Source organism: Burkholderia sola (assembly GCF_905400185.1).
Classification (GTDB): Bacteria; Pseudomonadota; Gammaproteobacteria; order Burkholderiales; family Burkholderiaceae; genus Burkholderia; species Burkholderia sola.
Genome location: NZ_FR989675.1, coordinates 296235 through 307575, shown reverse-complemented (window position 1 = coordinate 307575; position 11341 = coordinate 296235). Strand labels below are relative to the sequence as shown.

Annotated in this window: 8 protein-coding genes and 4 tRNA genes; all 12 read right to left on the bottom strand. The window is 61.1% G+C overall.

What is annotated here, in order from left to right:
• Positions 1 to 3: 3 nt before the first annotated feature.
• Positions 4 to 4110: a DNA-directed RNA polymerase subunit beta gene (rpoB, locus tag KR541_RS01395; protein ID WP_050013170.1), complete on the bottom strand. Its 4107-nt coding sequence runs from the start codon at positions 4108 to 4110 to the stop codon at positions 4 to 6.
• A gap of 381 nt (positions 4111 to 4491) precedes the next feature.
• The gene (rplL, locus tag KR541_RS01390) at positions 4492 to 4866 is read right to left on the bottom strand and encodes a 50S ribosomal protein L7/L12 (RefSeq protein WP_006477198.1); all 375 of its coding nucleotides are present in this window, start codon (positions 4864 to 4866) and stop codon (positions 4492 to 4494) included.
• Positions 4867 to 4929: 63 nt separating this feature from the next.
• Positions 4930 to 5427: a 50S ribosomal protein L10 gene (gene rplJ, locus KR541_RS01385; RefSeq protein WP_011546647.1), complete on the bottom strand. Its 498-nt coding sequence runs from the start codon at positions 5425 to 5427 to the stop codon at positions 4930 to 4932.
• Positions 5428 to 5735: 308 nt separating this feature from the next.
• Entirely contained in the window at positions 5736 to 6434 is a 699-nt protein-coding gene (gene rplA / locus KR541_RS01380) for a 50S ribosomal protein L1 (protein WP_006482906.1), read from the bottom strand.
• Entirely contained in the window at positions 6435 to 6866 is a 432-nt protein-coding gene (gene rplK / locus KR541_RS01375; protein ID WP_006477201.1) for a 50S ribosomal protein L11, read from the bottom strand.
• A gap of 141 nt (positions 6867 to 7007) precedes the next feature.
• Positions 7008 to 7565 carry a transcription termination/antitermination protein NusG gene (nusG, locus tag KR541_RS01370; RefSeq protein ID WP_006400672.1) on the bottom strand — a complete coding sequence of 186 codons (558 nt, stop codon included), beginning with the start codon at positions 7563 to 7565 and terminating at the stop codon, positions 7008 to 7010.
• A gap of 1 nt (position 7566) precedes the next feature.
• Positions 7567 to 7947: a preprotein translocase subunit SecE gene (gene secE / locus KR541_RS01365; RefSeq protein WP_006482892.1), complete on the bottom strand. Its 381-nt coding sequence runs from the start codon at positions 7945 to 7947 to the stop codon at positions 7567 to 7569.
• A gap of 42 nt (positions 7948 to 7989) precedes the next feature.
• A tRNA-Trp gene (locus KR541_RS01360) sits at positions 7990 to 8065 on the bottom strand.
• Positions 8066 to 8124: 59 nt separating this feature from the next.
• Positions 8125 to 9315 (bottom strand): elongation factor Tu, encoded by a 1191-nt coding sequence (gene tuf, locus KR541_RS01355; RefSeq protein WP_011350666.1) that lies wholly within the window; start codon positions 9313 to 9315, stop codon positions 8125 to 8127.
• A gap of 66 nt (positions 9316 to 9381) precedes the next feature.
• Positions 9382 to 9456: transfer RNA gene (locus KR541_RS01350), tRNA-Thr, on the bottom strand.
• Positions 9457 to 9478: 22 nt separating this feature from the next.
• Positions 9479 to 9552, bottom strand: a tRNA-Gly gene (locus KR541_RS01345).
• A gap of 43 nt (positions 9553 to 9595) precedes the next feature.
• Positions 9596 to 9681: transfer RNA gene (locus tag KR541_RS01340), tRNA-Tyr, on the bottom strand.
• Positions 9682 to 11341: the final 1660 nt, after the last annotated feature.

Below are 11341 nucleotides of genomic sequence, written 5' to 3'. Positions count from 1 at the left end.
CGATTAATTGCGGTCGAGATCGATATCGATACCGAGCGAGCGGATTTCCTTCACGAGCACGTTGAAGGATTCCGGCATGCCTGCATCGATCACGTGATCGCCCTTGACGAGGTTTTCGTACACCTTCGTCCGGCCGGTCACGTCGTCCGACTTCACCGTCAGCATTTCCTGCAGCACGTAGGACGCGCCGTACGCTTCGAGCGCCCACACTTCCATTTCACCGAAGCGCTGGCCACCGAACTGCGCCTTACCACCCAGCGGCTGCTGCGTGACGAGCGAGTACGGGCCGGTCGAACGCGCGTGCATCTTGTCGTCGACCAAGTGGTGCAGCTTCAGGTAGTGCATGTAGCCGAGCGTCACGCGACGTTCGAACATTTCACCCGTGCGGCCGTCGTACAGGCGGACCTGGTTCTTCGACGGGTTCATGCCGAGCTGTTCGGCGATGTCGTCCGGGAACGCGAGGTCGAGCATCTTGCCCATTTCTTCCTCGGTCGCACCGTCGAACACCGGCGTCGCGAACGGCACGCCTTCGCGCAGGTTCTTCGCGAGTTCGAGGATCTCGTCGTCGGTGAAGCTTTCCAGATCTTCCTGGCGGCCCGACTCGTTGTAGATCTTCGTCAGGAACACGCGCAGTTCCTCGATCTTCGCCTGACGCTGCAGCATTTCGCCGATACGCCAGCCGAGGCCCTTCGCAGCCCAGCCGAGGTGCACTTCCAGAACCTGACCCACGTTCATCCGCGACGGCACGCCGAGCGGGTTCAGCACGACGTCTGCCGGACGGCCGTCGGCCATGTACGGCATGTCTTCGATCGGGACGATCTTCGACACGACACCCTTGTTACCGTGACGGCCTGCCATCTTGTCGCCAGGCTGCAGACGGCGCTTCACCGCGAGGTACACCTTGACCATCTTCAGCACGCCCGGCGGCAGTTCGTCGCCTTGCGTGAGCTTCTTGCGCTTCTCTTCGAACGCGAGGTCGAACTGGTGACGCTTCTCTTCGATCGAGTTCTTGATCGCTTCGAGCGATGCCGCTGCTTCGTCGTCCGCGAGGCGGATGTCGAACCAGTGGTAGTGGTCGAGATCTTCCAGGTAAGCCTGGTCGATCTTCGTGCCCTTCGCGAGCTTCTTCGGACCGCCGTTCGCGACCTTGCCCACGAGCATGCGCGCGAGACGCTGGAACGCGTCGCCTTCCACGATGCGCAGCTGGTCGTTCAGGTCGAGACGGTAGCGCTTCAGTTCGTCGTCGATGATCTGTTGCGCACGCTTGTCGCGCTGGATGCCTTCACGCGTGAACACCTGGACGTCGATCACGGTGCCGCTCATGCCCGACGGCACGCGCAGCGACGTGTCCTTCACGTCCGAAGCCTTCTCGCCGAAGATCGCGCGCAGCAGCTTCTCTTCCGGCGTCAGCTGGGTCTCGCCCTTCGGCGTGACCTTGCCGACCAGCACGTCGCCCGCTTCGACTTCCGCACCGATGTACACGATGCCCGATTCGTCGAGACGGCCGAGCTGGACTTCCGCCAGGTTCGAGATGTCGCGCGTGATTTCTTCCGGCCCGAGCTTCGTGTCGCGTGCAACGACGTTCAGCTCTTCGATGTGGATCGACGTGTAGCGATCGTCCGCGACCACCTTCTCCGAGATCAGGATCGAATCCTCGAAGTTGTAGCCGTTCCACGGCATGAACGCGATCAGCATGTTCTGGCCGAGCGCGAGCTCGCCCAGGTCCGTCGACGCGCCGTCGGCCAGCACGTCGCCGCGCGAGACCTTGTCGCCCATCTTCACGATCGGACGCTGGTTGATGTTCGTGTTCTGGTTCGAACGCGTGTACTTGATCAGGTTGTAGATGTCGACACCGACTTCACCTGCGACCGCTTCGTCGTCGTTCACGCGAATCACGATACGGCCTGCGTCGACGTAGTCGACCACACCGCCGCGGAACGCCTGGACCGTCGTACCCGAGTCGACCGCGCAGGTGCGCTCGATGCCCGTACCGACGACCGGCTTTTCCGGACGCAGACACGGCACGGCCTGACGCTGCATGTTCGAACCCATCAGCGCACGGTTCGCGTCATCGTGCTCGAGGAACGGGATCAGCGACGCTGCCACCGACACGATCTGCGACGGCGCGACGTCCATGTACTGGATACGGTCCGGCGTGACCATCATCGTCTCGCCGGCTTCGCGCGACGACACGAGTTCGTCGATCAGCTGGCCGTTCTCGTCGATCGCGGCGTTCGCCTGGGCGATCATGTAGCGGCCTTCCTCGATCGCCGACAGGTAGTCGATCTGGTCGGTCACCTTGCTGTCCACGACCTTGCGGTACGGCGTCTCGAGGAAGCCGTACTCGTTCAGGTGCGCGTACAGTGCGAGCGAGTTGATCAGGCCGATGTTCGGACCTTCCGGCGTTTCGATCGGGCACACGCGGCCGTAGTGGGTCGGGTGCACGTCGCGGACTTCGAAGCCTGCGCGCTCGCGCGTCAGACCGCCCGGGCCCAGTGCGGAAACACGGCGCTTGTGCGTGATTTCCGACAGCGGGTTGGTCTGGTCCATGAACTGCGACAGCTGCGACGAACCGAAGAACTCGCGGATCGCCGACGAAATCGGCTTCGAGTTGATCAGGTCGTGCGGCATCAGGTTTTCGCTTTCGGCCTGGCCGAGGCGTTCCTTGACCGCGCGCTCGACACGCACGAGACCCGCGCGGAACTGGTTTTCCGCCAGTTCGCCGACGCAACGCACGCGACGGTTGCCGAGGTGGTCGATGTCGTCCACTTCGCCCTTGCCGTTGCGCAGCTCGACGAGGATCTTGATCGTCGCGAGGATGTCGTCGTCCTGCAGCGTCATCGGGCCGACGATCTCGTCACGGCCGACGCGGCGGTTGAACTTCATACGGCCGACCTTCGACAGGTCGTACGCTTCTTCGCTGTAGAACAGACGGTTGAACAGCGCCTCGACCGCTTCTTCGGTCGGCGGCTCGCCCGGACGCATCATGCGGTAGATCGCGATGCGCGCGGCCGTCTTGTCGGTCGTTTCGTCGACACGCAGCGTCGACGAGATGTACGGACCCTGGTCCAGATCGTTCGTGTAGAGCGTCTGGATGTCCTTGATGCCCGCTTCGCGCAGCTTCTCGAGCACGCTTTCCGTGACTTCGTCGTTCGCGCTCGCGATCACTTCGCCGGTGTCGCCGTCGACGACGTTCTTCGCCAGCACGCGGCCGAGCAGATAGTCTTCCGGCACCGAGATGAACTTGGTCTTCGCGGCTTCGAGGTCGCGAATGTGCTTCGCGTTGATCCGCTTGTCCTTCTGGACGATGACCTTGCCGTCGCGATCCGTGATGTCGAAACGCGCGACTTCACCACGCAGGCGCTCGGGCACGAACTCGAGTTGCGCGCCTTCGTCCATCAGCGTGAAGTTGTCGAACACGAAGAAGTTCGCGAGGATCTGTTCCGGCGTCAGGCCGATGGCCTTCAGCAGGATCGTGACCGGCATCTTGCGGCGACGGTCGACGCGGAAGTACAGGATGTCCTTCGGATCGAATTCGAAGTCGAGCCACGAGCCGCGGTACGGAATGATCCGTGCCGAGAACAGCAGCTTGCCCGAGCTGTGCGTCTTGCCCTTGTCGTGTTCGAAGAACACGCCCGGCGAACGGTGCAGCTGCGAGACGATGACACGCTCGGTGCCGTTGATGACGAACGAGCCCGTCGGCGTCATGAGCGGAATTTCGCCCATGTACACTTCCTGCTCCTTCACTTCCTTGACGACCGGCTTGTTCGGCGATTCCTTGTCGAGGATGACGAGGCGGACCTTCGCGCGCAGCGCGGAGCAGTACGTCAGGCCACGCTGCTGGCATTCCTTGATGTTGAATGCCGGCGAGGACAGCGCATAGCTCACGAACTCGAGGCGCGCGAAACCGTTGTGCGAAACAATGGGAAATACCGATGTGAACGCGGCCTGCAAACCCTCAGGCTTACGTTGCGTCGCGGGCACATCGGCTTGCAGAAACGTGCTGAATGATTCAAGCTGGGTAGCCAGCAAGAACGGAACTTGGTGAACGATGGGGCGCTTCGCGAAACTCTTGCGAATGCGCTTCTTCTCGGTGAAGGAATATTGCATACGATCTCCGAATCACGGCGGGTGCTATCGAGGCGGAATACCTGGACGTTTCAAACCCGAGTGTTCACCGACTGAGACCCGATGGCCGTTCGACGGCTTGAACGAGCCGAGAAGCTTGGTGGTTGGCCGCTACCAACCGCTGGCTGACGGCAGCGGATGCCTGTGTTGCCCGCTACCCGACCAAACTTGCCTTCTGCAGTCGCTTCAGAAGACAAAGAGAACCGCCAATCGTGAGTGATCCATCACAACGATCAGGCGGTTTTCTTTGGCTTCTGGGGCCGATTATTCGGGCTCCCGAATGAGTGCCAGAATAACGACCCCACAAAGCACAAAAAGGCCGGCGGTGAAAATACCGCCAGCCTTCGCACAGCGCGCCGAAACTTACTTGACTTCGACCTTCGCGCCAGCTTCTTCCAGCTTCTTCTTGGCTTCTTCAGCAGCAGCCTTGTCGACGCCTTCCTTGACGGGCTTCGGTGCACCGTCAACCAGATCCTTCGCTTCCTTCAGGCCCAGGCCCGTCAGTTCGCGAACGGCCTTGATGACCGAAACCTTGTTGGCGCCGGCTTCAGCCAGGACGACCGTGAATTCGGTCTTCTCTTCTGCTGCAGCAGCTGCGCCGCCGCCTGCCGGGCCAGCGACTGCCACTGCAGCTGCCGACACGCCAAACTTCTCTTCGAACGCCTTGACCAGTTCGTTCAGTTCCAGAACGGTCATCCCTTCGACTGCTGCCAGGATGTCTTCTTTTGCGATTGCCATTTGAAATACTCCTAAATTGAATTCGGATACAGCCAGCGATCAGTAACGCTGATGCACGTTCGCTTACGCAGCTTCCGCTTGCTTCTTCTCGGCCAGCGCGGCGAGAGCACGCGCGAAGCCCGAAACAGGCGATTGCATAACGAACAGCAGCTTCGAGAGCAGTTCTTCGCGGCTCGGGATGCTTGCCAGCGCTTGCACGCCAGCCTTGTCCATCACCTTGCCATCGAACGAACCAGCCTTGATGACCAACTTTTCATTGCTCTTGCTGAAGTCGTTGACGACCTTGGCAGCAGCAATGGCATCTTCCGAGATGCCGTAGATCAGGGGACCAGTCATCTGCTCTGCCAGCGGAGCAAAAGGCGTACCTTCGACGGCGCGACGCGCCAGCGTGTTCTTCAACACGCGCAGGTAAACCTGTTGCTCACGCGCTTTCGCGCGCAGCTTGGTCAGATCGCCAACCGCAATTCCACGATACTCAGCCAGCACAACGGTCTGGGCCTTCGCGACTTGCGCGGAAACCTCAGCGACGACGGCTTGCTTGTCTTCTCTATTAAGCGGCACGGTTAGCCTCCAGAAACGATACGTTCGGCGTGGCCGGTATGGCCGAAACCTCACGTACCTCGTTCAACAACGGCGTCCGACCTCGTTAGGAGTATTTCCACCTCACGCCGCGAATCGCTTCGCGGCCTGCGGCTTCACCACTGCAAAACTTTTTCGGGTTCGCCATCTGCGTTGGCTTGAATTAAGGGATCGCCTGCCTGCTGCGCCCCACCAACGGTCTTTGATAACCGGTTGTTCGCCCTGCTGCACGAACAACCGCCCAAAGCCCATGTAGGCCGCCTCGCGAACGAAGCGGCCCGAATACTTGCTTACTGCGCTGCCAGCGTAGCCTGGTCGACGCGCACGCCGACGCCCATCGTGCTCGACAGTGCGATCTTGCGCAGGTACACGCCCTTGCTCGTTGCCGGCTTCGCCTTCTGCAGCGCTTCGATCAGCGCCGACAGGTTCGAACGCAGCGCGGTCGGCTCGAACGATGCACGGCCGATGGTCGCGTGGATGATACCGGCCTTGTCGACACGGAATTGCACCTGACCAGCCTTCGCGTTCTTGACGGCGGTTGCGACGTCCGGCGTGACCGTACCGACCTTCGGGTTCGGCATCAAGCCGCGCGGGCCGAGGATCTGGCCGAGCGTACCGACGATACGCATCGTGTCCGGCGAAGCGATCACGATGTCGAAGTCCATCTGGCCAGCCTTGATCTGCTCAGCCAGGTCTTCCATACCGACGATTTCCGCGCCTGCTGCACGTGCCTGCTCGGCCTTTTCGCCTTGCGCGAACACGGCAACGCGAACCGACTTGCCCGTACCTGCCGGCAGAACGACCGAGCCACGAACGACCTGGTCCGACTTCTTCGCATCGATGCCGAGCTGGACTGCGACGTCGATCGACTCGTCGAACTTCGCGCTCGCGCATTCCTTCACGAGGCTCAGTGCGTCTTCGATCGCGTACAGCTTCTGACGGTCGACCTTGGCGGCAAATGCCTGACGGCGCTTGGAGATCTTAGCCATTTACACGCCCTCCACAGTGATACCCATCGAGCGTGCGCTACCAGCGATGGTGCGAACGGCTGCGTCCAGATCAGCTGCCGTAAGGTCCGGCATCTTGGTCTTCGCGATTTCTTCGGCTTGAGCGCGCGTGATCGAACCGACCTTGTCGGTGTGCGGCTTGCTCGAGCCCTTGTCCACCTTCGCCGCCTTCTTGATCAGGACGGTTGCCGGCGGCGTCTTCATCACGAACGTGAAGCTCTTGTCAGCGAATGCCGTGATGACCACCGGCACCGGCAGACCCGGCTCCATGCCTTGAGTCTGCGCGTTGAACGCCTTGCAGAACTCCATGATGTTCAGGCCGCGCTGGCCCAGTGCCGGACCGACCGGCGGCGACGGGTTGGCTTTACCTGCAGGGATCTGCAGCTTGATAAAGCCGATAATCTTCTTTGCCATTTGAAACCTCATTGGAACGCCGGAGAAGGCGTTCGGTGAGTGATAACGCGCGTTCGCCGCTGGCTACTGACGCTCCTCAACGGCCATGACGCGGGCCGTAAGCGCGAAGGTGGGCAGCCGAGGCTGCCCACCGAATCGGGGTCAAACTTTTTCGACCTGGCCGAATTCGAGTTCGACCGGGGTGGATCGACCAAAGATGGTGACCGACACGCGTACACGCGATTTTTCGTAGTTGACTTCTTCGACGGTGCCATTGAAGTCCGTGAACGGGCCTTCCTTGACACGCACCATCTCGCCGACTTCGAACAGGGTTTTCGGGCGCGGCTTTTCGACGCCTTCCTGCATCTGCGACATGATCTTCTCGACTTCCTTCGGGGAAATCGGGGTCGGGCGGTTACGCGCACCGCCGACGAAACCGGTGACCTTCGCGGTGTTCTTCACGAGGTGCCACGTTTCGTCCGTCATTTCCATTTCCACCAGCACGTAGCCGGGGAAGAAACGACGCTCGGTCACAGCCTTGTGGCCGCCTTTGACTTCGACCACTTCTTCGGTCGGGACCAGGATCTGACCGAATTTGTCCTGCATGCCAGCACGTTCAATGCGCTCCTGAAGCGCACGTTGCACGCTCTTCTCCATACCGGAGTAGGCGTGCACGACGTACCAACGCTTTCCGCTCGGGGATGCCGGAGTATCGCTCATATCATTTCCAACCCAGAATCGCCGAGAAAATCACCCATTCGATCGATTTGTCGCTCAACCAGAGGAAAATCGCCATCACGAGCACGAAACCGAACACGACGAGTGTGGTTTGCGTTGCTTCCTTGCGGGTGGGCCATACGACCTTCCGGACTTCCTTGTACGAATCCTTGGCAAACGCGATGAGGCTCTTGCCAGGGGCGGACATCAGCCCGACGGCCACGCCGGCGATGATACCTACCGCCAACGCGGCACCGCGGACATACCACTGCTGATTGGCCAGCCAGAAGAAGCCCACGAATCCGGCCAACACCAGCAATACGCCCAGGGCCAGCATCAGCTTATCGCCGGAGGTATTTACAGTTTCGACGGATGGATTCGCCATAACACCTTAAAACAAATGCCACGTGGGACACGTGGCGATTTTTGGCAGGGGCAGAGGGAATCGAACCCCCAACCTTCGGTTTTGGAGACCGACGCTCTGCCAGTTGAGCTATACCCCTAAACCATGCTGGGGCCGGCTGACGCCAGCCCCAAAACTGTCGATCAACGAATAACTGGCTTACTCGATGATCTTGGCGACGACGCCGGCGCCGACGGTACGGCCGCCTTCGCGGATCGCGAAGCGCAGACCTTCTTCCATCGCGATCGGAGCAATCAGCTTCACCGTGATCGACACGTTGTCGCCCGGCATCACCATTTCCTTGTCCTTCGGCAGCTCGATCGAGCCCGTCACGTCCGTCGTACGGAAGTAGAACTGCGGACGGTAGTTGTTGAAGAACGGCGTGTGACGGCCGCCTTCGTCCTTGCTCAGCACGTACACTTCAGCCGTGAAGTGCGTGTGCGGCGTGATCGAACCCGGCTTCGCCAGAACCTGGCCGCGCTCCACGTCTTCACGCTTCGTGCCGCGCAGCAGGATACCGACGTTGTCGCCTGCCTGGCCTTGGTCCAGCAGCTTGCGGAACATTTCAACGCCCGTGCAGGTCGTCTTCACCGTCGGCTTGATACCGACGATTTCGATTTCCTCGCCGACCTTCACGATGCCGCGCTCGACGCGACCCGTCACCACCGTACCGCGGCCCGAGATCGAGAACACGTCTTCCACCGGCATCAGGAACGCGCCGTCAACTGCACGCTCCGGCGTCGGGATGTACGTGTCCAGCGCGTCGGCCAGGCTCATGATCGCCACTTCGCCCAGCTCGCCCGTGTCGCCTTCCAGCGCCAGCTTTGCCGAACCCTTCACGATCGGCGTGTCGTCGCCCGGGAAGTCGTACTTCGACAGGAGCTCGCGAACTTCCATCTCGACCAGCTCGAGCAGTTCTGCGTCGTCCACCATGTCGCACTTGTTCAGGAACACGATGATGTACGGAACGCCAACCTGACGCGCCAGCAGGATGTGCTCACGCGTTTGCGGCATCGGGCCGTCTGCTGCCGAGCAAACCAGGATCGCGCCGTCCATCTGCGCTGCGCCCGTGATCATGTTCTTCACATAGTCAGCGTGGCCCGGGCAGTCGACGTGTGCGTAGTGGCGGTTAGCCGTTTCGTACTCGACGTGTGCCGTGTTGATCGTGATGCCGCGCGCCTTTTCTTCCGGTGCCGCGTCGATCTGGTCGTACGCCTTCGCTTCGCCGCCGAACTTCTTCGTCAGAACCGTCGTGATCGCTGCCGTCAGCGTCGTCTTGCCGTGGTCAACGTGACCAATCGTACCAACGTTCACGTGCGGCTTGGTCCGCTCAAATTTACCCTTGGCCATTTTCGACTCCCAGAAGGAATTTCACAGGTTGCGCCGCGCGCAAACAAGACACTGACTTTTTACTGCTGGTGCCCATGGGCAGGATCGAACTGCCGACCTCTCCCTTACCAAGGGAGTGCTCTACCACTGAGCCACATGGGCGCTACGCTTCAACTTAGCGGTCTGGAGCGGGTGAAGGGAATCGAACCCTCGTCGTAAGCTTGGAAGGCTTCTGCTCTACCATTGAGCTACACCCGCACGGGCCACTAACGATTCCTTGCCGCTCACTGCGCTGATATCTTGGTGGAGGAGGTTGGATTCGAACCAACGTAGGCGTAAGCCAACAGATTTACAGTCTGCCCCCTTTAGCCACTCGGGCACCCCTCCGTAGAGAACTGACGATTATGGGGGTGCATCGCACTCCTGTCAAGCATATCTGGAAGATTATTTTCACTCTCTTCCCGACTTCCGCTTCCCACCGATCCCCGCTCTCGCCCGGCTAAGGCAAGCGCGAGATGTTGCCGACCGGCGCCACATCTTCGTCAGACTCCGCCTTCAACGCCGATCTGCATCTGCGCTAAAAACGAAAGACCGCCATCATACGATCTCTTTCGCATAATGCCAAGCGGGTAGACACAAAATTTCGGCAAATTTCGTGCCGGGCGGGTTTGGTGAGCCGGCTGTGGTTGCTCGCGGGAGGGTTGGTGGTGCTTCCGGCGCGCAATCGCGGTCCGGCAGCCGGTGCCGCGGACCGCCTGGTGGTCATTTGCCGCGGGCGCCGTGTACGGGCGGGCGTCCTTCTCGCGGTTGCAGCGGGTCAGCCCCATCACCGAATTCGGCCACAGTCGTGTTCGACGGCCTCATGGGAACGCACGATACTCGTCTGGAGTCGCTCTCCCACACCGGCACAAGGCTCCATGCGCCCGCTTGCTCTGTAACGACATTCTTCGTGGTTGCAGCTGCCCCTGCCACGCTGCGGCAGGGGCCCGGCGCCACACGCGGCCGATCGGGAAGATCCGACTGCAGGCCTGGCTGATGGCTTCTCCGCGGAGCCCGGGAGGGATGCTCGGCGCCTGGGGCGCATCAGCAGTTGAAGACCGCACTCGAAGCCGAGTGCGCGGGTTGGGCGCCCATCGGGTAGCGCGCGCACAACGGATGAATCGGCACGCACTGGTCCGACGATGTCCCCGAGGATAAATCCTGGCGATTCTGCGGGCCCTGCGATGCTTACAGCCGCTACTCGGCGACGACGTGCGTGGAGGTCCAACCGTCCCCATAACCTTCCCGCCACCGCATCGATTGGTCCTCATGCTCGGCGGCCCTACGCCCCTTCGTGGAAGGCGCCTAACGCCACCGGCCGGCTTATCGCAGCGAATCTTTGCGTACAGTCGATATCGCTACTGCTCGTGCCGCGCCCGCCTCGCCCCTGGACACGAATATCCGCGCCGGATTCGACGCAGGCGCCTTCGCCGTACCTCACGCATCCGAAGTCGTTATAAAACCGATATATGGCGCCAGAGCGTCGACATCCAACGTGCGCTGTCCGGCAATGCTCAAGCTGACGCGCGATCATAGCTAGAACGCGGTACACGAGCTGACCTGCCGGAGGCTCTCAGTTCGGCGGTCCGAATACGATACGCGCCGAACGCGCGCCAAGCGTCGGCGCAGTCAGCACATAGCCCGCGCCGGCGGGGAAACAGCGAGTCCGCGTAGGCGGCGCAGCCTATTCGCTCATCGAGGAAATCTACGCGCTACTGGACGGTCAACGAGTGGGCGTCAGAAGAGACTGCGCCGGTTTTTGATCTCGTCCGGCCCGCTACGCACACGGCGCTGGCGGCCCCTCGGTCGGGTCTCTTTGATCAAAGATGGAGTAGACGAGGTGGCGGGCTGCAGGAAGCGGGTCGCGCAATCGCGCTCGTCGATATACGTTTGCGGGGAGCAAATTGCGGTTTTGATCGAAGATACGGTCGATAATCGGCGGAATCGCCGGAGATGGAAGCGGTTGGGGGAGTTTGATGCTGCAATGGTTTACGGCAGAGGAGCCCGG

Excerpts from the sequence above, each read along its gene's own strand:
- rplA (WP_006482906.1), bottom strand. The coding sequence starts at position 6,434 with ATGGCTAAGATCTCCAAGCGCCGTCAGGCATTTGCCGCCAAGGTCGAC.
- tuf (WP_011350666.1), bottom strand. The coding sequence starts at position 9,315 with ATGGCCAAGGGTAAATTTGAGCGGACCAAGCCGCACGTGAACGTTGGT.
- rplL (WP_006477198.1), bottom strand. The coding sequence starts at position 4,866 with ATGGCAATCGCAAAAGAAGACATCCTGGCAGCAGTCGAAGGGATGACC.
- nusG (WP_006400672.1), bottom strand. The coding sequence starts at position 7,565 with ATGAGCGATACTCCGGCATCCCCGAGCGGAAAGCGTTGGTACGTCGTG.
- rplK (WP_006477201.1), bottom strand. The coding sequence starts at position 6,866 with ATGGCAAAGAAGATTATCGGCTTTATCAAGCTGCAGATCCCTGCAGGT.
- rpoB (WP_050013170.1), bottom strand. The coding sequence starts at position 4,110 with ATGCAATATTCCTTCACCGAGAAGAAGCGCATTCGCAAGAGTTTCGCG.
- secE (WP_006482892.1), bottom strand. The coding sequence starts at position 7,947 with ATGGCGAATCCATCCGTCGAAACTGTAAATACCTCCGGCGATAAGCTG.